We start from the raw sequence: 20,804 nt of genomic DNA, 5'->3' as shown, positions 1-20,804 counted from the left end.
ACTTTATTATCCAACATCCGAAGGAGCCCGTGAATGCCAGCCTCCCCGCCCCGCCTGGCCGTGTTTGACATGGACGGCACGCTTATCGACAGTCTTCCCGATCTTGCCGCCTGCGCCAACCGGCTCCTGTCGCATTACGGCCTGCCACCCATTGGGTCCGAACAGGTCCGCCCCATGATTGGCGATGGCGTGGCCATGCTTGTCAGCCGCCTGCTGGCCCATGCGGGAACACCTGCCGCCGGCATTGACCGCGCGGAGGCCACCGCGCGCTACATGGCCGATTACACCCCCCATTCCACCGACCTGTCCCGCCCCTTTCCCGGCACGACCGGCATGCTGGAAAGCCTGCGCGCATCCGGCTGGCACATGGCCGTATGCACCAACAAGCCGGTTGCCGCCGCGCGGCATATCCTGAAGGTACTGGAACTGGAGCACTGGTTCGTGGCCGTGGGCGGCGGGGACAGCTTCGGCGTGCGCAAGCCCGATCCGCGCCACCTGCTGGACACGATAGAACTGGCGCGCGGCACTCCCAGGCACGCCTTCATGACCGGCGACCACCATAACGACATCGCCACGGCCGAAGGTGCGCATGTGCCGGCCGTTTTCGCCCGCTGGGGCTATGGCCGGCCTGAAATGGAAGCCGGGGCCACGGTCGGCGCCGATTCCATTTCCGAAATCGCACATCTGGCGGGCGAACTCGTGCCGGTGTGAGGCTCAGACGTCCAGATTGGCAACCTTCAGCGCGTTGCCCACGATGAAGTCACGACGCGGCTCAACCACATCCCCCATCAGGGTGGAGAAGACCTGAGCCGCGTTTTCGACATCACCCACCTTGACCTGCAGCAGGGTGCGCATGGCGGGATCGAGCGTGGTTTCCCACAGCTGCTCGTCATTCATTTCGCCCAGCCCCTTGAAGCGGTTGATGGACAGGCCCTTGCGGCCCTGCGCCAGAATCCGCTCATACAGCGAGGCCGGACCGTTGAAGGACTGGGCATTGCCATCAAGCAGCAGTTCCACCGGCTTGCCGAAATCGGCCACGAGACGCTCATGGCGCTCTGCCAGCCAGCGGACCTCCGCACTGCGCAGGGCGAGGGCTTCAAGGCGGTACACCTCACCCACGCCACGCACGCTGCGCGCCATTTCCAGCCCGCTTTCACTTGCAGCCACCTTCCAGCCGCGCTCGGCCGGGGGGGATACGGCGTCAAGCCGCGCCTGAAGGTCCACGATCCGTTCCGGCACGGACTGCAGATCCGCGCGCAGCACGCCTGCAATGGCCGCCTGCTCCAGCACCCAGACCGGCACCCGCGCCGACAGCCGTGACAGCGCGCGGGCAACATCACGGATGAACATCACCTCCGTGCGCATCGGTTCGCCATCAAGCACCCGCCCATCGGCAAAGCGCAGCGTGGCGTTGGCCAGCGCCTTGTCCAGCAGGTAGGATTCGAGGGCCGCGTCATCCTTCAGGTACCGCTCGTCATTGCCACGCTTGGCGCGGTACAGCGGCGGCTGGGCGATGTAGAGGTACCCGTTCTCGATCAGTTCGGGCATCTGGCGGAAGAAGAAGGTCAGCAGCAGGGTGCGGATGTGCGAGCCATCCACGTCAGCGTCGGTCATGATGACGATGCGGTGGTAGCGCAGCTTTTCCAGCGAGAAACCGCCATGTTCCACGTCGCCCCGGCCAATGCCGGTGCCCAGCGCCGTAATCAGCGTGCCGATTTCAGCCGATCCGAGCATGCGGTCGAAACGCGCGCGCTCGACATTCAGGATCTTGCCCTTGAGCGGCAGGATGGCCTGAAAACGCCGGTCACGCCCCTGCTTGGCAGTGCCACCTGCCGAGTCACCCTCGACAATGAACAGTTCGGAGCGGGAGGGATCGCGCTCCTGGCAGTCAGCCAGCTTGCCCGGCAGCGATGAAATATCAAGCACGCCCTTGCGCCGGGTCAGTTCACGCGCGCGCCGCGCAGCCTCACGCGCGGCGGCGGCGTCCATCACCTTCGCCACGATCAGGCGGGCTTCCTTGGGGTGGGTCTCGAACCAGTGGGAGATCATGTCCGCCGCTGCCGCGTGGACCACGGGCTGCACCTCGGACGAGACCAGCTTGTCCTTGGTCTGGGACGAGAATTTGGGGTCCGGCACCTTGACCGACAGCACGGCGGTCAGCCCTTCGCGCATGTCCTCGCCATTCAGGGCGTGACTGTCCTTCTTGGTCGCGTTGGCTTCGGCATAGCGGCCCACCACCCGCGTCAGCGCCTGACGGAAACCGGCCAGATGCGACCCGCCATCACGCTGCGGGATGTTGTTGGTGAAACACAGCATGGTCTCATGGAAACTGTCGTTCCATGTCAGCGCGAATTCGACCTTGATGCCGTTTTCATCGTTCTGGAGGCTGCCGGTAATGGGCGGGGCGACAATGGGGTTCTTGCCCTGGTCCAGCCACTCCACAAAGGCGCACAGACCGCCTTCGTAAAAGAAGTTTTCCTCCCGCACGGGGGTATGGCGCTCATCACGCAGGACGATCCTGAACCCGGAATTGAGGAAGGCCAGCTCACGCAGGCGGCGCTCCAGAATCGGGAACTCGAAATCGACCTTGGCAAAGGTCTCGGCGCTGGGTTTGAAAGTGACCTGCGTGCCGCGCGGCTCGGCGCTCTCACCCACCACGCGCAATGCTTCTTCACGCTCACCGCCACGGAAGCGGATGACATGCTCCTTGCCCTCACGCCAGATCCGCACTTCCATCCATTCGGACAGGGCGTTGACCACGGCAGCACCCACGCCATGCAGGCCGCCGGACACCTTGTAGGAGTTCTGGTTGAACTTGCCGCCCGCATGCAGCTTGGTCAGCACGACCTCAGCAGCGCTGACGCCTTCTTCATGGTGCATGTCGGTCGGGATGCCGCGCCCGTCATCACGTACGCTGACACTGCCGTCACCGTTCAGTGTGACGGTGCAGCAGGTCGCGAAACCGGCCTGCGCCTCATCCACGGCGTTATCAATGATTTCGAAGGCCATGTGGTGCAGGCCCGATCCGTCATCGGTATCACCGATATACATACCGGGGCGCTTGCGTACCGCGTCCAGCCCCCGCAGAACCGAGATGGATGCCGCATCGTAGTCTGCCGCGGGGACAGTGCCCGCATCGACCGCGACATCGTTTTTCTGATCGGGACTGGATTGATCGGACATGCCGGCAGATGCTCCACAGCGCATAACAATAAAATAACAGAGGGCATTATAGCCCGAACCGCCCCGCGTAACCAGCATTCCCCACCGAAATCATGCGCCATGGGCAAGATTACCCTGCCCCGGCGTTACGAATTCGGCACAAGCCCGCAGCGGCGCGAACTGTTCTTCGTCCGTTCCGGTCAGCATCACGCCGGTTCCCATGCGCCCGAGCGCCCCGAAAAGCGCGGTGCGCCGGGCGTTGTCCAGATGCACCAGCGGCTCATCCAGCAGCAGCATGGGCGCCTGCCCCCGGCAGGCGGCAAGCGTGCGCGCATGGGACAGCACGATACCCAGCAGCAACGCCTTCTGCTGCCCCGTGCTGGACAGGCTGGCGGCGCGGCCCGTCAGCCTGTCCGCCATGCGCAGGTCACTGCGATGCGCGCCAAAACGGCTACCACCACGCTGGCGGTCAATGGCGCGGGCCTGCGCCATCCGCGCCACCAGCCAGTCTTCCACCGCCAGGGCGGGCCGGTCATGCAACTGCGCCGCGATCAAGCAGTCCAGTTCCAGCCGGGCTGCGGGAAAACCATCTTCCATGGCCCGATCATCCGCATTGAGCCGGGCGATCATATCCACCCGCGCCGCCACGGCGGCCACCGCGTGGCGCGCCATGGTCCGTTCCAGCGCGGCCAGCCAGTCCGTATCCGCCCCATGCTGGGCCAGAAGCCGGTTGCGCTGGACCATGGCGCGATCATGCGCCGCCAGTTCGCGGGCATGGCCGGGCTCAAGGGCCAGCACCAGACGGTCCAGAAAACGCCGCCGCGCGCCCGGCCCGTCCTGAAACAGCCGGTCCATCTGCGGGGTCAGCCATACGGCCGCAAAATATTCGGAAATGGCGTCCCTGTTGCGCAGGACCTGCCCATCGACATGGAACACCCGCCGCTCGGGCCGCACGGGATCGGCCCCGGTGGCAAGTTTTACGGAAAGGGCGTCATCCCCCCCCATCCCGGCCACCTGTGCCGCGACACCCCATAAGGTCGCGCCATGCCGGGGGAGTTCATCCATGCGCGCGCCACGCAGCCCGCGCCCGGGCACCAGCATGGAAACGGCTTCAAGCAGGTTGGTCTTGCCGCTGCCATTCGGCCCGGTAATGACCGTAACCGGCTGCTCCGGCCGCCATGACAGGTGTTGGTAGTTACGGAAATCCGTAAGCACCAGCCGTGTTAGGCCCGCCATGCAACCGGATGACCGCGTGGCTTACACGCGCATCGGCATCAGCACGTACAGGGCCGAAGGGCTGTCCACATCACGCACGATGGTCGGCGCCGAACTGTCGGAGAAAACGAATTCCACTTCCTTTTCCACCTGATCGGTAATGTCGTTCAGGTAACGTGCCTGAAAGCCGATCTCGATGGGGCTGGCGTCATAGGAGACGTTGTTTTCGTCAAGTTCTTCCGTGGCCGAACCCTGGTCCTGGCTGGCGGCGGACAGGGTGAGCAGGTTGCGTGACATGCTCAGCTTGACCGGGCGCGAACGCTCCTGGCTGATGGCCGCGACGCGGGCTACCGCATCGGAGAAAATCTTCTTGTTGACCCGCAGCACCTTGTCATTCCCGTGCGGGATCACGCGTTCATATTCGGGGAAGGTGCCGTCGATCAGCTTCGATGTCAGCGTGATGTTGCCAATCGAGAACTGGATGCGGGTATCGGACAGGGAAACATCCACCTGCTCCGGCCCTTCCTCCAGCAGCTTGCGCAGTTCGGCCACGGTCTTGCGCGGTACGATCACGCCCGGCATGCCAGCACTGCCTGCGGGCAGTTCGGTTTCCACACGGGCAAGGCGGTGGCCATCGGTCGCGACCGCGCGCAGCACCGGGCCTGCGGCACCTTCGGCCACATGCAGGAAAATACCGTTGAGGTAGTAACGCGTCTCCTCGGTGGAGATGGCGAAACGCGTGCGATCAATCAGCCCACGCAGGGTCGGGGCCGGGATACGGAACTCATGCGGCAGGCTGCCCGCCATCATGGAGGGGAAGTCATCCACATCCAGCACGTTCAGGCTGGTGGCGAACCGGCCGGCGCGCAGGCCCAGCGGGGCGTCGCCACCAGCATGGTCCAGCTCGACTTCCGCGCCATCAGGCAGCTTGCGCACGATCTCGTACAGCACGGCCGCCGGGGCCGTGACCGCACCATCACGCAGGGCCTCGGCCACCACGCTCTCCACAACCGCAATCTCCATGTCGGTTGCCGTAAGCGTGGTCACGCCATCGACCACCTTGATCAGCACGTTGGCCAGAATGGGGATGGTATTGCGCTTCTCGGCAACGCTCTGGATATGGGCCAGGGCCTTGAGCAGCGTTACGCGGTCAGCCTTCAACTTCATTGGTACGATATCCTCCATGCCCCGCCGCATCCAGCCGCGGGGCTGACACATCTAGCAGGCGGGGACGACAGCGGTAAAGAGGGACGCGCGGGAAATGCCGCTCAGCTTTCCAGCATGCGGCGCAGGAGCTCCACGTCCTCGGCAAAGGCCGGGTCCTGCTCCATCAGTTCCGTCACGCGGGAGACGGCGTGCATGACCGTGGTGTGGTCACGATTGCCGAATTTGCGCCCAATTTCAGGCAGGGAGCGGCTGGTGAGCTGCTTGGCCAGGTACATCGCCACCTGCCGGGGCCGCGCCACCGCCCGCGCCCTGCGCGCCGATGACATGTCGGTCAGGCGGATATTCCAGTGCTCGGCCACCTTGCGCTGGATTTCCTCGATGGTGACGCGCCGGTCATGCGCCTTGAGGATGTCATGCAGCACGTCCTGCGTGGCTTCCAGCGTGACGGAACGGCCGAACAGATTGGCATGCGCGATAAGGCGGTTCAGCGCGCCTTCCAGTTCACGGACGTTCGAGGTGATCTTGTGCGCCAGGAATTCCAGCACCTTGGCGGGCACCACCACGCCGGAAGCCGAGGCCTTGGCCTCCAGAATGGAAATACGCAGCTCGAACGTGGTGGCGTGGATGTCCGCCACCATGCCGCAGCCCAGGCGCGTGCGCAGCCGGTCCTCCAGCCCCGACAGGTCGGAGGGCGACTTGTCGGCGGAGACGACGATCTGGCGCCCGGCATCAACCAGCGCGTTGAAGGTATGGAAGAATTCTTCCTGCGTGTTGTCCTTGCCGATCAGGAACTGCAGGTCGTCGATCATCAGCACATCGACGGAGCGCAACTGCTCCTTGAACTCCATGGTGGACTGGGAGCGGATGGCGGCGATGAAGCGGTACATGAACTTCTCGGCCGACATGTAGGCCACCGAGACCCGCCCCTCACGCAGCAGTTCGGCCCCGATTGCATGCATGAGATGCGTCTTGCCCAGCCCGACGCCACCATACAGGAACAGCGGGTTGAAACCGGGGCTGGACGGGCGCTCGGCCACACGGCGGGCGCAGGCATAGGCGAACTCGTTGGGCTTGCCCACCACGAAGGTATCGAACGTAAAGCGCGGGTCCAGCGGCGCGGCCAGGTCGGTGCGCACCTCCGCCTGCCGTGGCTCGTCCACCACGGGGGCGGCGGGCATGCTCACCACCTTTTCCCGTGCCACGGCGGGAGCAGATACGGGCGCATCCTCCCCTTCCGGCGCGGGCGGGGCCGTGTCCGCACGGGCGACCTGCAGCTCGACACGGCGGATGGCGGGGACTTCGGCATTCCACAGCGTGCCCAGCCGGTCACCGTACTGCCCGCGCACCCAGTCACGCAGGAAGCGGGTGGGCAGGTAGAGGGTGATCTCGTCTTCCTCCACGGGGCCGACCGTGATCTGGCGCAGCCAGGTGCGGTATTCGACCTCACCCACTTCCGCCTTCAGCCGCTCGCAGATGCGCGACCAATGAATGGCGAGCACGCTTTTCTGTGCGTTGGCTTCCGCAACCGCGTCATAGCCTTCCAGTCCGCCCGTCATATCCGCTCCCGGCTACATGGGCGCGCGGCAGGCACTTTCGCGCCAGCCGGTCCGCCCCCCCTGCTCCATTCAAATCGCCCAGCAACGCCGCCAGCCCCGCGCAAGGCGGGTTGCCACACGCATGGCGCGTGGACCGCACCCGCCCCCGTGGGCAGGGCTACTGATGGCGTTGGAATTATCCACATAAGTTAGAGCAGGGAATCGGACGAAGCAACGGGAATCTGCCCGCACCCCACCAAAACCCCGTTACACCGTGGAACAAGACAAACAAAAAAGGCCGCTATCGCCACTAATGGCGATATACGACCTCCTTCATTACTTACAGATTTCTTTCAGATGAAAGAAACCGGCAGTATCTTACGCCGCAGCAAGGGACTTGATGCGGGCGGACAGGCGCGAAATACGGCGGGCAACGGTGTTGGCATGCATCACGCCCTTGCCAACCGCACGCTGCAGTTCCGGCTGGGCCGCGCGCAGGGCAACGGCTGCGTCGTCCTTCTTGCCCGACTCAATCGCCATCTCGACCTTCTTGACGAAGGTGCGGACACGCGACATGCGCGCCGTGTTACGGGCATTGCGGCGTTCGTTCTGACGGATGCGCTTACGCGCGGAAGCTGTATTGGCCATTGTTCTCAGTTCATCTGCATAAATCAGGTTACGATGCTCCGCCACCCGATCGTTGCGGACATCCCATATCAGGCTGGCGATCTAGTCCACCCCGGCGGCATTAGTCAAGACAAGTCTTCACCAAAATCGTTTTCTTCCCCCTGCAGGCGGGGGCAGAAAAAGCTCGACCGCCCGGACTGGGTGATCCGCACGACCCCGTTGCACACGGGTGGGCCGGGGCACTCGGGGCATCCCGCCCCCTCGCGCCCATAGACGCGCCAGGCATGCTGGAAATAGCCCAGCTCCCCATCGGGTTGCACGTAATCACGCAGGCTTGACCCACCTGCGGCAATCGCCTCCTCCAGCACGGCGCGGATTTCTGTCGCCAGCCGGTCATATTCCGCGCGCCCCACATCGCCCGCCGCCCGCGCGGGGTGGATACGGCCGCGAAACAGGGCTTCGGCCACATATATGTTGCCCAGACCCGCCACCACGCGCTGGTCCAGCAGCAGCGACTTTATGCTGCCACGCCGCCCCTGCCCCCGTGCCGCCAGCCATGCGCCATCAAAACGGTTGCCCAGCGGCTCAGGCCCCATGCCGGCCAGCAGGCGGTGGCTTTCGGCCTGGCCTGCCGCAACAAGGTCAACCATGCCGAAACGCCGGGGGTCCACCAGCCCGCAGCGCGCACCCTGCGTCGTGGTGATGACCAGATGCTCATGCGGCGCTGGATCTGCATCCGGGAGGGTGGGGTCCATTTCCGAAAGCACGATGCGCCCGGACATGCCCAGATGCAGCATCATGACCATGCCCCCCGAAAGCGTGATGAGGATATATTTCCCCCGCCGGGCGAATCCATCTATCCGCCGCCCGGACAGCGCCCGGGCCAGATCGGGCGGAAACGGCCATCGCAGCCCGGTATGGTGCGTGCTGGCACGGGAAATAGTGTGACCTTCAAGATGCACTCGCATCCCACGCATCACAGTTTCGACTTCAGGGAGTTCCGGCATCGGCTCATCTGGGGTTATATCTGTGCATCATGACCGACAATAGCCAGCCATACCATCCCTCCCCTTCCGCAGGCCGTCAGGATGACCGCCACGCGGATACCACAGATTTCGGCTTCCGCGATGTTCCGTTGCGCGAGAAGAAATCCCTGGTCCGCGGTGTCTTTGACAGCGTCGCCTCCCGCTACGACATCATGAACGATGTGATGTCGCTGGGCATCCACCGCGCATGGAAGCGGATTTTCGTCAACGAACTCGGCCCCCATCCGGACCTGTCGCTGCTCGACCTTGCGGGCGGCACGGGCGACATCTCGTTTGGCTGGCTGCGCGGCGGCGGTGGCCCGGCCATCCTGTCCGACATCAACATCAGCATGCTGACCGTAGGCCGCAACCGCGCGCTGGAGCGCGGGCTTGTGTCCGGCCTCAACTTCATCGCCGTGGATGCCGAGGCCATTCCGCTGGCCGACAATTCGGTTGACCGCGTGTCCATCGCCTTCGGCCTGCGCAACTGCACCGACAAGCTGCAGGTCCTGCGCGAGGCCCGGCGCATCCTGCGCCCCGGCGGGCGATTCCTGTGCCTTGAATTCTCACGCGTGCAGGTCGCGGCCTTCGCCCCGGTTTACGATGCGTGGTCGTTCCACGTCCTGCCCCGCATGGGGGCCGCCATTGCCGGTGACCGCGAAAGCTACCAGTACCTGGCCGAAAGCATCCGCATGTTCCCCGATCAGGAAACGCTGGCCGACATGATGCGCGAGGCCGGGCTTGAACGTGTGTCCTACCGCAACCTGTCCGGTGGGATCGCCGCGATCCACTCTGGCTGGCGCATCTGATGACACAGGGGACGGACCGCTCCGTTCTGCTGGTCGTGGGCGGGGGAATCGCCGCCTACAAGGCGCTGGAACTGGTTCGCGGCCTTCGGGAGCGCGGAGTGCGCGTCCGTCCCGTCATGACTGATGCCGGGGCCCGATTCGTAACCCCCATGTCGCTTCAGGCCCTGAGCGGCGAGCGCGTGTTCAGCGACCTGTTCTCCCTGACCGATGAAAGCGAGATGGGGCATATCGCCCTGTCCCGCAGCAGCGACCTGACCGTTGTCTGCCCCGCCACGGCCGACATTCTGGCCCGCATGGCCGCAGGCCTGGCCGATGACCTGGCCACAACCCTGCTGCTGGCGACCGACACGCCCGTTCTGGTCGCCCCGGCCATGAATGTGCGCATGTGGGAACACCCGGCCACACAGACCAATGTCGCCACGCTGAAAGCGCGCGGCGTGGCATTTGTCGGGCCGGAAGTGGGCCGGATGGCCTGCAATGAAACCGGACCGGGCCGCATGGCGGAACCCGATGCCATACTGGCCGCCATCATGGCCCGGCTGGAGGGTGAACGCCCCCTGACCGGCCGCACGGCACTGGTTACGGCGGGGCCGACGCATGAGCCGGTGGACCCGGTGCGCTATATCGCCAACCGCTCCTCGGGCACTCAGGGCTATGCCATCGCCGCAGCCCTTGCGGCAGCGGGGGCGGATGTCACGCTGGTCAGTGGCCCGACCACCCTGCCCGACCCGCCGGGCGTGCGGACCGTGCGCGTTGAAACCGCGCGTGAAATGCTGGCCGCCTGCATGGCCTGCCTGCCATGCGACATTGCCGTATGCACTGCCGCCGTGGCGGACTGGCATGTGGTGCCCGCCGCCCAGAAGATAAAGAAGACCACTCCCGATGCGGTCCCCACGCTGCAACTGCTCCCGAACCCGGACATTCTGGCCACGTTAAGCCAGCCATCCCCCACGCGCCCCCGGCTGGTGGTGGGTTTTGCGGCGGAAACCGAGCAGGTGGCGGACCACGCGCGCGCCAAGCGCCTGCGCAAGGGGTGTGACTGGATCGTGGCCAATGATGTCAGCCCCGCGACGGGCATCATGGGCGGGACGGAAAACGAGGTCATGCTGATCGACGCCACCGGGTGTGAACACTGGCCCCGTCTGGACAAGGCCGAGGTCGCGCACAGGCTTGTTGCGCGAATCGCCACATTCCTGCACACGCCCCCCAACACCCCGAAACAGCCTGACGGACCCGAGCCATGACCTTCTCCCTCCAGCCCATTCAGGTGCGCCGCCTTGCCCATGCGCAGGGGCTGCCGCTGCCCAGCTATGCCAGTGATGGCGCGGCCGGGATGGACCTGCTGGCCGCCGTGACCGAACCGATGACCATATGGGCCGGGGGGCGCGCGCTGGTGCCCACGGGGCTGTGCATTGCGCTGCCGCGTGGCTTTGAACTCCAAATCCGCCCGCGCTCGGGGCTGGCGCTCAAGCACGGCATTACCCTGCCCAACGCCCCCGGCACCATTGATGAGGATTACCGGGGCGAAATCGGCATTATCGTCCTGAACACCGGCAGCGAACATTTCGTGGTCGAACGCGGCATGCGCATTGCGCAGGCGGTCCTGGCCCCTGTGGTGCGGGGCGAGTGGGTCGAGACCACGGAACTGGATGAAACCGGTCGCGGCGCTGGTGGCTTTGGCAGCACGGGCACCGCAGGGTGACGGAAAACGGCCTGCCGGGAAACCTGCGTGTCCGCCCCAATGTGGCGGACCTGCTGGGGCTGCTGGCAATCATGGCGGCTGCGGTCGTCATCGCCACGGCGGGGCGGCACATGCTCGTGCCCATTCCCGCCAGCGAGGCCGGGACCATCCACCTCAACCCCGCATGGCTTCCCGCCTATGCGGTGCGGACTACGCTGCGCATGTTCGCAGCCCTTGCCGCGTCACTGGTCTTTACGTTCACCTATGCCGTGTGGGCGGCCAAGAGCCGACGGGCGGGGCAGATACTGATCCCGCTGCTCGACATCCTGCAGTCGGTGCCCATTCTGGGGTTCCTGACCTTTACGGTCGTCTTCTTCCTTGGACTGTTCCCCGGCAGGATGATGGGGGCCGAACTGGCCGCCATCTTCACCATATTCACCAGCCAGGCCTGGAACATGGCGTTTGCCATGTACCAGGCCCTGCGCACCGTCCCACCCGACCTGGAGGAAGCGGCCCGCTGCTTTGGCCTGACGCCATGGCAGCGCTTCTGGCGGCTGGAGGTCCCGTTCGCCGTGCCTTCGCTGGTATGGAACACCATGATCTCCATGTCCGGCGGGTGGTTCATGGTCGTCTATTCCGAGACGATCACGGTCGGCAATACGGACATCGCCCTGCCCGGGATCGGTTCCTATGTCGGGCTGGCGATCGAACAGCGTAATATCTGGGCCATATTCTATGCCATCGTGACCATGCTGGCGGTCATCCTGGCGTATGACCAGCTCCTGTTCCGCCCGCTTGTGGCATGGTCCGCCCGCTTCCGCACCGATGACGGCGCAAGCCTGTCCACCCCTGACCCATGGGTGCTGACGCTGCTGCGCCGCACGCACCTGCTGCGCCAGTTCTGCCTGCGCGCGGGCGATGTGATGACCCGCATCGGCTGGCTGGCGCTTGGCCCACGCCCCTCCGCCCCACGACGCACGTTTGTCCCCTCCCGCCTTGTCGATGCGGCATGGCTTGCGGTGCTGGCGGCCTTTGTAATCAGCGTGGGCTGGAAAACGTGGGCTTATGGCAGCACGCACTACACCACAGCACAGGTGCTGCATGTCATGGGGCTGGGCGGGTTCACGCTGCTGCGGGTCATGATTACGGTCCTGATCGCATCGGTGATATGGGTGCCTGCCGGGATCTGGCTGGGCATGTCCCCGCAGCGGGCGCGGCGGGCGCAGATGGCCGCGCAGTTCATGGCGGCCTTTCCCGCCAACCTGTTTTTCCCGCTGGTGGTGGTCGTGATCGTGCACCAGCACCTGAACAGCAATATCTGGCTTACCCCGCTCATGCTGCTGGGCACGCAGTGGTATATCCTGTTCAATATCGTGGCCGGGGCATCATCCTATCCCGGTGACCTGCTGGAAGCGGCCCGGAATTTCCATGTAAAGGGCTGGTTGTGGTGGCGGCGCGTGATGCTGCCCGGCATTGCGCCCTATTTCATTACCGGCGCGCTCACCGCATCCGGCGGCGCGTGGAACGCCGCCATCGCGACCGAGGTTGCAAGCTGGGGCGACACAACGCTTAGCGCGCAGGGTCTGGGCGCCTACATTGCCCATGCAACCGTGGCGGGTGCCACCGATCAGGTCGGGCTGGGCATGGTGGTGATGGCGGCCTTCGTGCTGCTGCTCAACCGCGTCCTGTGGCGTCCGTTATCCAACTATGCCGCCCGGCATTACACTTTTGACTGAGAGCGCATGACGCAGCAGCCTACAGCCCCCACCACCCACCCCGCTGGCGCAGAGCTTGTACGGATCGTCAACTGCCGGCAGGCCTATCACAAGGAAAGCGCGACCGACCTTGTGGTGCTCGACGGTGTGAACCTGAGCATCCGCAGCGGTGAGATCGTGGGCCTGCTCGGGCGGTCGGGGTCGGGCAAGTCCACCCTGCTGCGCATCATTGCCGGGCTGCTGCCGCCCACGGCAGGCGAAGTGATCTGGAAGGGCAGGAAGCTCACCGGCCCGGCGGATGGCATTTCCATGGTGTTCCAGTCCTTTGCGCTGTTCCCGTGGCTGACGGTGCAGAAGAATGTGGAGCTGGGGCTTGAAGCGCAGGGCATCCCCCCCGCCGAACGGCTGAAACTGGCGGAAGACGCGATCGACCTGATCGGGCTGGGCGGGTATGAAAATGCCTATCCCAAGGAACTGTCCGGCGGCATGCGCCAGCGCGTGGGGCTGGCGCGGGCACTGGTGGTGCGGCCCGACCTGCTGCTGATGGACGAGCCTTTTTCCGCGCTGGACGTGCTGACGGCGGAAAACCTGCGCACCGATCTTGTGGAACTGTGGGCGGAAAAGAAGCTGCCCATCCAGTCCATCCTGCTGGTCACGCATAATATCGAGGAAGCGGTGCTGATGTGCGACCGCATCCTGATCTTCTCCTCCAACCCCGGCCGGGTGGCGCATGAACTGCAGGTGCCCTTTGAACACCCGCGCAACCGCGAGGACATGGCCTTCCGCCAGTTCGTGGATCGTATCTACGCGCTCATGACCCGTCGCGCGCCTGTCGTGTCGGAAGCGGACATGACCGACCCGGACCTGCAGCGCACGGAAATCACGGCCGATGCAGTGGCCCTGCCGCCGCTGCCCATCAACACGCTGGTCGGCATGATGGAAACGCTGGCAGCGGACCCGCTGCATGGCCGCGCCGACCTGCCGCTGCTGGCCAGCCGGTTGCAGCTTGAACTCGATGACCTGTTCCCGCTGGGCGAATCGCTCCAGCTTCTGGGCTTTGCCGAGCTGGAGGATGGTGACATCCTGCTCACGCCCGAGGGCATGCGCTTTGTCCAGAGCGAACACGAAACCCGCAAGCATATCCTGTGGCAGAACATGCTGCACAACATCCCTATGGTACGGACCATCCGCGCCGTGCTGGATGAGCGCCCGAACCACCGCGCCAGCGCCGAGCGGTTCCGTGACGAGCTGGAGGATAGCATGTCCCCCGACTACGCCCGCCAGACCCTGCAGACACTGATCGGCTGGGCGCGTTATGCGGAACTGTTCGATTTTGATGAGGAAGCCGACCAGCTTTTCCTTGATGATGAGGCCGAATAACTCCGTTCAGCCAGCAGGCGCCGCCAGCCGGTCACGGAACAGGCGGCGCATCTTGGCCACCTTGGGCGCGATGACGGCGCTGCAATAGGGATTGCCGGGATTACGGGCAAAATAATCACGGTGATATTCCTCCGCTGGCCAGAAATGGTCCAGCGGGGCGATTTCGGTCACGATGGGCGCAGGCCAGATGCCTGATTTTTCCATCTCGTCCCGAACGGCATAAGCCGTCTTTTCCTGCGCCGCATCCTGCCAGTAAATGACGGAGCGGTACTGCGTGCCCACATCATTGCCCTGCCGGTTGCGCGTGGTCGGGTCGTGCATGACAAAAAAGATGCGCAGCAGGTCGGCACACGAGATCACGGCCGGATCGAACGTAATGCGCACGACCTCGGCATGGCCGGTCCGCCCGGTGCAGACCTGCTCATAGGTCGGGTCGGGAGACGCGCCGCCAGCATAGCCCGGCACGATGGCGGACACGCCACGCAGTTCGCGCAGCGGTGCTTCCAGACACCAGAAGCACCCCCCACCCAGCACCAGTGTTTCCAATGCATGACCGGTCATGTCCGCTGCTCCCCTTCCCGCTGTCGCGGCCGTTCAGGCAATACGGGCCAGTGCGGCCTGAAGGCGCTGGCGTTCCGCCTGAAACGACTCAAGGCGTTCACGGTTTTCGGCCACGACCTCGGGCTTGGCACGGGATACGAAATCGGCGTTGCCCAGCTTGCGCTCGACCTTCACGATCTCGCCATCCACCTTGGCGCATTCCTTTTCCAGCCGCTGGCGTTCCTGCACCAGGTCGATAATCCCGGCCAGCGGAATGACCAGCGTTGCCTCATCCACCACAAGCTGGGCGGCACCCTGCGGCATTTCACCTTCCAGCGGCAGCACTTCCGACACGCGGGCCATACGGCTGATCGCTTCCGCCCATTTGGCGGCGCGCGCCACCGTAACGGGGGAGGCATCACGCAGCAGCACGGGGGCAAGGCGCGAGGGCGGCACGTTCATTTCGGAGCGCACGGTGCGGATGGCGGAGATGAAGCGGATCAGCCATTCCACTTCCTCCCGCGCCTGCTGCGCGCCCTCCAGCGCGACAGGCTTCGGCCACGGCGCGGTCATGAGCGAACCCTCGGCCCCGAAACCGAAATGCTGCCACAGCCGGTCGGTCATGAATGGGGTGACGGGCTGCAACAGGCGCAGGATGGTGCCCAGAACATGGGCGGCCACGGCGCGTGTCTCGACCGCCTCGGCCGTATCGCCCGCGCCCAGCACCGGCTTGGCCAGTTCAAGGAACCAGTCACAGAAGCAGTTCCACACGAAGCGGTAGCAGACGGCGGCGTATTCATCGAAACGGAAGTTTTCAAGCGCGTTTGTCGCCTCTTCCGTCGCCTGCGCCAGTTCGGACAGAATCCACCGGCCCAGCGGGGATGTGACATTCTCGGGGCGGAAACCTTCCACCGGGGCCACGCCGTTCATCTCGCAAAAACGCGCGGCGTTCCAGATCTTGGTCATGAAGGAGCGGTACTCCTCCACCCGCCTGCGGCCCAGCTTCACGTCACGGCCAAGGCCGGTCAGCGCGCAGATGCAAAAGCGCATGGCGTCCGCGCCATAGGTGTCGATCAGTTCCAGCGGGTCGATGCCGTTGCCCTTGGACTTGGACATTTTCTGCCCGCGCTCATCACGCACCAGCCCGTGGATGAACACCTTGCGGAAGGGCACGTCCTTCATGAAATGCAGGCCCATCATCATCATCCGCGCAACCCAGAAGAAGATGATGTCAAACCCGGTGACCAGCACGTCGGTCGGGTAATAGCGGGCCAGTTCCGGCGTCTGCTCCGGCCAGCCCAGCGTGGAGAACGGCCACAGGGCGGAGGAGAACCATGTATCGAGCACGTCCTCGTCGCGCGTCAGTTCCGTATCCTGCCCGTAATGGGCGCGGGCCTGCGCCATGGCCCCGGCCTCGTCACCATCCACAAACACGTGCCCGTCCGGGCCGTACCATGCGGGAATACGGTGCCCCCACCAGAGCTGGCGGCTGATGCACCATGGCTGGATGTCGCGCATCCATGCGTAAAAGGTGTTTTCCCACTGCCGGGGCACGAACTCGATCCTGCCGCTTTCCACGGCCTCGACCGCGGGACCGGCCAGCGTCTTGGCATCACAGTACCACTGCGTGGTCAGCCGCGGCTCGACAATCGCGCCACTGCGCTCGGCATAGGGAACCTGATTGGTGTGCGGCTCGATCTTTTCCAGCCATTCCAGCCGTTCCAGTTCGGCCACCATCACCTTGCGCGCCTCATCGCGCGGCAGGCCGGCAAGGGCGCAGACGAAAGCGGGATCGGCCAGCCCTTCCTCCGCGCGCAGTTCGCCCTCGATCTCGGCAAGGGTAATGCGCGCTTCCTCATCCAGGATGCTGGGCATGTCCAGCTTGTGGCGGCGGCCGACCTCGAAATCGTTGAAGTCATGCGCGGGCGTGATCTTGACCGCGCCGCTGCCCTTGGTCGGGTCGGAATGTTCATCGGCCACGACGGGGATGCGGCGGCCCGTAAGCGGCAGGATGACATTGCGGCCCACCAGGTCGGCAAAGCGTTCATCCTCGGGGTGGACGGCCACGGCCATGTCACCCAGCATCGTCTCGGGCCGGGTGGTGGCGACCGTGATGGTGCGGCCCGGCTCACCTTCCACGGGGTAGCGGATGTACCACAGGTTGCCTCGTGTCTCGCGGTTATCGACCTCAAGGTCGGAAATGGCGGAGCGGAAGGCCGGATCCCAGTTGACCAGACGGCGGTCACGATAGATCAGCCCCTCGCGGTACAGGGTGACGAACACCTCCTTGACCGCGCTGGACAGCCCTTCATCCATGGTGAAGCGTTCACGCGCCCAGTCGAGAGAGGCGCCAAGACGGCGGAGCTGCGTGGTGATGCCACCGCCGGACTGGGCCTTCCATTCCCACACTCGTTCAACAAAGGCGTCACGGCCCATTTCCTGGCGCGATGTGCCTTCCTTCTGCAGCATCCGTTCGACCACGAGCTGCGTCGCGATCCCGGCATGGTCGGTGCCGGGCTGCCAGAGCGTGTCGCGCCCCTGCATGCGCCGCCAGCGGATGAGCGTGTCCTGCAACGTCATGGTCAGGGCGTGGCCGATATGCAGCGTGCCGGTCACGTTGGGCGGCGGGATCATGATGGTGTAGGGCGATGCCGAACCTGTCGGCTGGGCGGTAAAGGCCCCGCTGGCCTCCCACAGGGCGTAAAGGGAGGTTTCTGTCCCGTCGGGGGAGAACGACTTGTCAAGCATCACGAAAAACCAGATCCACCATAATCAGACGCAAGGCAGGACACCGCGCCCGGCCATGCGCAGATATACCCCAAACCGGCGGGAAGGGAACGCCGCCCGCGCAATCTTTATGCGCCCGGCCCCTATATGCGGGTACAAAGCCCTCCTCACCGCCCGGGCTGACTGGTGGCGTAATCGCTGATGCCCCACAGCCGGTCATGGACGGCACGATAATAGGCGCGCTCATCATAGAGTGGGACATCAAGGTTCAGGTCACGCGCCGTCAGCCTGCCTATGGATGCCGTGACCTGATAGGTGGACAGCACGAGGTTGCCCACGCTGCGCACCAGCGCGATCTGGGCCTGAAGCAGGGTTTCCTGCTGCTGCAACACCGCCAGCGTGGAGGTCGTGCCCACCAGCACCTGCCGCTGCATGCCGTGCAGGGCCACGGCATCGGCCGCCACGGCGGCGCGGTTGCTGTCTATCGCGGCGCGGTTGGCCTGCATGCGCTGCCAGCTTGCGGCGGCCATCTGCACGGCCGCGCGGCGGTTCACATCAACGGTATGGGTGGCCTCGGTTACCTGCTGGCGCGCCATGCGCACGCTCGCATACTCACTGCCGCCCTGGTACAGCGGCATGCTGGCACTGACCATGGCGTATTTGTTGTTCTCCAGCGAACGGCCTTCATCCTGATTGACGGTGTGCATGTAGGCTGCCTCCGCGCTGACAGTGGGCATGAGGGCCGCAAGGGCCACGCCCACGGCGTCCTTTTTCGCAGCTTCGTCAAACAGGGCGCCAATCACCTCCGGGTTGTTCTGCACGGCCTGTGTCATGGCGTCCTGTTCGGCATGCAGGGGCAGCACCAGCGGCTGGGGCGGGATCAGGTCGGGCGGGGCGTCACAGCCCACAACCTGCCGGTAGGTGGCGCGATCGGCCTGCAACGTGCCCTCGGCCAGTTGCCGTGTCGCGCGGGCATTGGCCAGCGCGCCCTGTGCCTGGGCCACGTCGGTGCGGGTGAACTCACCCCCATGCGCCCGCAGTTGCGTGGCGTGGAGCTGGCTGGCGTAAAGCTGTTCGTTATTGATGTCGATGCTCAGGATCTGCTGGTCTTCCACCACATTGACATACGCATTGACCACATCGGCCAGCACCTGCTGTTCGGCCGCGATCAGGCGCGCGCGCTCGGCCATGACGGCATGGCGGGCCTTGTGGGTGGTGGCTGTTGTCTTCCCGCCGGTATAAAGCGGCTGGGAAATGCTGACCCCGCCAGCATAGCCGGGGCTGTCATACTGCCGGGCGTAGCCGTTTTCACCCGCTGCCGGGGCAAGACGCAGGGCCCCGGAATAATAGGACATGCTGGCGCTGCCGGTAATGGTGGGGCGCCAGCCGCCCAGCGCCTGCGGCACCTGCTCATCAGTGGCACGCAGGGTGGCGCGTTCCTGCCGCAGGAGCGGATTGGTCAGGTAGGCCCGCGCCAGCGCGCCCTTGAGGGTATTGGGCGCATCCGGCTCACCCGCGTCGGCCGGGGGCACCCGCGCCAGCGCCGTACCGCAATACAGGAGCGCCACCCCACCCGCGCCGATAGCCCATCTGCCCGTCATCCATTCCCCCGCCAACCGCTACGCCCCATGGAAACCTGTGTTCCGGCGTACTGTGTCTAGCGGCAGGATATTGCGCGGGCGTTAACCGTGGCGGGATCAGAAAACGAAAGCGGGTGCGGGTTCGAGTTCCGGCAGCAGTGGCACCGCCACATCGAACAGGGGCTGGGCCGCACTGCCCTGCGGGGTGCGCAGGACCCGGCAGACCGAGGTCACGCCCGAATCACGGCAGATGGGCGCAATGATCCGTCCCCCGTCACGCAGTTGCTCCGCCAGTGCCGGGGGAACCTCTTTCACCGCGCCATCAATGAAGATCAGGTCAAAGGGCGCATCGGCGGCGTCCCCCCTGACCAGCGCGCCTTCGCGCCAGTGCACCGCAGGCGCCCATGTGAAGCACAGCGCCCTGCCGATATCGGCCAGACGTGTTTCCGATTCGAGGGCAAAGACCTCAAGCCCCATGTCCATGTTGCCCAGCAGCGCCGCAAGGTAGCCGGTGCCTGCGCCCACCACCAGGACCCGCTCCCCCTGCGTGACTTCGGCCACCTGGAGCATGCGTGCGGTCACGCGTGGCTCCGTCAGGTAACGTCCCTCGCCCAGCGGCAGGTTGTTGTCGGAATAGGCAAAGGCGCGCAGGGATTCGGGCACTGCCAGTTCGCGCGGCAGCGCACGCATGGCGGCGATCACGACCGGATTGTTGACCTGCGAGGGACGGACCTGCGCATCCACCATGCGCTGTCTGGCCGCCACGAAATCGAACGGCGCGTAATCGGGGTCTGTCTTGTCCATAACGTTTCCTTGAAACACTGTGCCTGACGGAGTGTGATTCGGGGCGCCCGACCGGGCGGACGCTATTTTTCCCGGCGTTTTTCCTACTTTATGCGCCGCTCTGGCAGGGAAACAACGGTAAACCTGCACACAACGGCTTGACCTCATGCACATTTCGGCAGATATAGCCCGTGTGTCGCCGAGGTCTGGTGGCAGAATGGTGATGCAGCGGACTGCAAATCCGCGAATGTGGGTTCGATTCCCGCCCAGACCTCCAATCCTTCCCTGCCGGGAAAAACCGCGACAAACAGATTCCTGAAAATCTACCATTTTTACCGCATGCTTCGTGACATGCGGTGACATGAAATTCCCCGATCACAGATATGATGGGGGTATTTCCGGGGGTATCGGCAGGACGTTGGGGGTATTGGCCCCCTTATCCTTCGTTACATGGTCCTGAGAATGTTCTGGAGCGCATCGGCCTTGTCCGCCGCCTCGCACAGCTTTGCATGCGCGGGATCGTTTTCGCCCATGTTGGACAGGACGGATTCCAGCGCGTTGATGATTTCCTGAATCAGCGTGGTGGTTTCATCACCGACTTCCTCGCCGTGGGTGCCCTCGTCATCAAAAAAATTGTCCATCCGGCAATCCTCCATATTTTCAATGGAGCATATCAGCCAAACCGGTCGCCCGGTATGTCATGCGCGCAACGCATGCACTCACTGTTGCCCCTGTCGCCCGAACCGGACGGCAAGGCCGCGTACGATGGCCCCTTATGCCCCGCCTGCACTTTCCCCTATATAATGTTGGTCCTGTCCCGCCGCGTAATCCGCTCCCCTGCCCCAGGACCCCATACAT

17 protein-coding genes and 1 tRNA gene are annotated in these 20,804 nt (G+C 64.7%); 7 read left to right on the top strand and 11 right to left on the bottom strand.

Features of this window, described 5'->3' with window-relative positions:
- Window positions 1–33: 33 nt before the first annotated feature.
- Window positions 34–711, top strand: coding sequence for a phosphoglycolate phosphatase (gph, locus tag DY926_RS12135; RefSeq protein ID WP_241503191.1), 678 nt, complete (start codon window positions 34–36; stop codon window positions 709–711).
- Window positions 712–714: 3 nt separating this feature from the next.
- Here the strand turns inward: gph and gyrB are convergent, their stop codons facing one another.
- The 6 genes from gyrB to mutM all read right to left on the bottom strand — a co-directional run bounded on the left by gyrB (window position 715) and on the right by mutM (window position 8,713).
- On the bottom strand, window positions 715–3,261 hold the full coding sequence (gyrB, locus tag DY926_RS12130; protein WP_116703610.1) for a DNA topoisomerase (ATP-hydrolyzing) subunit B: 2,547 nt from the start codon (window positions 3,259–3,261) through the stop codon (window positions 715–717).
- A 12-nt stretch (window positions 3,262–3,273) separates the two neighbouring features.
- A complete protein-coding gene (gene recF / locus DY926_RS12125) occupies window positions 3,274–4,398 on the bottom strand; it encodes a DNA replication/repair protein RecF (protein WP_116703609.1) in 1,125 nt (374 codons plus the stop codon).
- Between the two features lie 21 nt (window positions 4,399–4,419).
- Window positions 4,420–5,544 carry a DNA polymerase III subunit beta gene (gene dnaN / locus DY926_RS12120; protein WP_116703608.1) on the bottom strand — a complete coding sequence of 375 codons (1,125 nt, stop codon included), beginning with the start codon at window positions 5,542–5,544 and terminating at the stop codon, window positions 4,420–4,422.
- Window positions 5,545–5,645: 101 nt separating this feature from the next.
- Entirely contained in the window at window positions 5,646–7,100 is a 1,455-nt protein-coding gene (dnaA, locus tag DY926_RS12115) for a chromosomal replication initiator protein DnaA (protein WP_116703607.1), read from the bottom strand.
- A gap of 357 nt (window positions 7,101–7,457) precedes the next feature.
- Window positions 7,458–7,727 carry a 30S ribosomal protein S20 gene (rpsT, locus tag DY926_RS12110; RefSeq protein ID WP_116703606.1) on the bottom strand — a complete coding sequence of 90 codons (270 nt, stop codon included), beginning with the start codon at window positions 7,725–7,727 and terminating at the stop codon, window positions 7,458–7,460.
- Between the two features lie 104 nt (window positions 7,728–7,831).
- Window positions 7,832–8,713 carry a bifunctional DNA-formamidopyrimidine glycosylase/DNA-(apurinic or apyrimidinic site) lyase gene (mutM, locus tag DY926_RS12105; protein WP_116703605.1) on the bottom strand — a complete coding sequence of 294 codons (882 nt, stop codon included), beginning with the start codon at window positions 8,711–8,713 and terminating at the stop codon, window positions 7,832–7,834.
- 29 nt (window positions 8,714–8,742) lie between these two features.
- On the opposite strand from mutM, the gene DY926_RS12100 reads away from it, so the two are divergent.
- The 5 genes from DY926_RS12100 to DY926_RS12080 are packed head-to-tail and all read left to right on the top strand — an operon-like array spanning window position 8,743 to window position 14,316.
- Window positions 8,743–9,540, top strand: a complete 798-nt coding sequence (locus DY926_RS12100) for a class I SAM-dependent methyltransferase (protein ID WP_116703604.1) — start codon at window positions 8,743–8,745, stop codon at window positions 9,538–9,540.
- Window positions 9,540–10,784 (top strand): bifunctional phosphopantothenoylcysteine decarboxylase/phosphopantothenate--cysteine ligase CoaBC, encoded by a 1,245-nt coding sequence (coaBC, locus tag DY926_RS12095; RefSeq protein ID WP_116703603.1) that lies wholly within the window; start codon window positions 9,540–9,542, stop codon window positions 10,782–10,784. Before DY926_RS12100 ends, coaBC begins: the two co-directional genes overlap by 1 nt.
- A complete protein-coding gene (gene dut / locus DY926_RS12090) occupies window positions 10,781–11,242 on the top strand; it encodes a dUTP diphosphatase (protein ID WP_116703602.1) in 462 nt (153 codons plus the stop codon). Before coaBC ends, dut begins: the two co-directional genes overlap by 4 nt.
- The gene (locus DY926_RS12085) at window positions 11,239–12,957 is read left to right on the top strand and encodes an ABC transporter permease (RefSeq protein WP_116703601.1); all 1,719 of its coding nucleotides are present in this window, start codon (window positions 11,239–11,241) and stop codon (window positions 12,955–12,957) included. The genes dut and DY926_RS12085 overlap by 4 nt, the downstream gene beginning before the upstream one ends.
- A 6-nt stretch (window positions 12,958–12,963) precedes the next feature.
- Complete coding sequence (locus DY926_RS12080) at window positions 12,964–14,316, top strand: ABC transporter ATP-binding protein (RefSeq protein WP_116703600.1); 1,353 nt, start codon at window positions 12,964–12,966, stop codon at window positions 14,314–14,316.
- A gap of 6 nt (window positions 14,317–14,322) precedes the next feature.
- On the opposite strand, the gene msrA is transcribed toward DY926_RS12080, so the two are convergent.
- The 4 genes from msrA to DY926_RS12060 all read right to left on the bottom strand — a co-directional run bounded on the left by msrA (window position 14,323) and on the right by DY926_RS12060 (window position 19,967).
- Window positions 14,323–14,877, bottom strand: a complete 555-nt coding sequence (gene msrA / locus DY926_RS12075; protein ID WP_116703599.1) for a peptide-methionine (S)-S-oxide reductase MsrA — start codon at window positions 14,875–14,877, stop codon at window positions 14,323–14,325.
- A 33-nt stretch (window positions 14,878–14,910) separates the two neighbouring features.
- Window positions 14,911–17,604, bottom strand: coding sequence for a valine--tRNA ligase (locus tag DY926_RS12070; RefSeq protein ID WP_116703598.1), 2,694 nt, complete (start codon window positions 17,602–17,604; stop codon window positions 14,911–14,913).
- A gap of 146 nt (window positions 17,605–17,750) precedes the next feature.
- Window positions 17,751–19,184 (bottom strand): TolC family outer membrane protein, encoded by a 1,434-nt coding sequence (locus DY926_RS12065; RefSeq protein WP_116703616.1) that lies wholly within the window; start codon window positions 19,182–19,184, stop codon window positions 17,751–17,753.
- Between the two features lie 96 nt (window positions 19,185–19,280).
- Window positions 19,281–19,967 carry a protein-L-isoaspartate O-methyltransferase family protein gene (locus tag DY926_RS12060; protein WP_116703597.1) on the bottom strand — a complete coding sequence of 229 codons (687 nt, stop codon included), beginning with the start codon at window positions 19,965–19,967 and terminating at the stop codon, window positions 19,281–19,283.
- A gap of 182 nt (window positions 19,968–20,149) precedes the next feature.
- On the opposite strand from DY926_RS12060, the gene DY926_RS12055 reads away from it, so the two are divergent.
- Window positions 20,150–20,223, top strand: a tRNA-Cys gene (locus tag DY926_RS12055).
- A 169-nt stretch (window positions 20,224–20,392) separates the two neighbouring features.
- Here DY926_RS12055 and DY926_RS12050 read toward each other — a convergent pair.
- Window positions 20,393–20,587 (bottom strand): hypothetical protein, encoded by a 195-nt coding sequence (locus DY926_RS12050; RefSeq protein ID WP_116703596.1) that lies wholly within the window; start codon window positions 20,585–20,587, stop codon window positions 20,393–20,395.
- Window positions 20,588–20,804: the final 217 nt, after the last annotated feature.

It is taken from the genome of Komagataeibacter melaceti (assembly GCF_003403295.1).
GTDB classification, from domain to species: domain Bacteria; phylum Pseudomonadota; class Alphaproteobacteria; order Acetobacterales; family Acetobacteraceae; genus Komagataeibacter; species Komagataeibacter melaceti.
The sequence above is the reverse complement of the archived record's forward strand: the minus strand, read 5'-3'. Positions and strand labels throughout refer to the sequence as shown.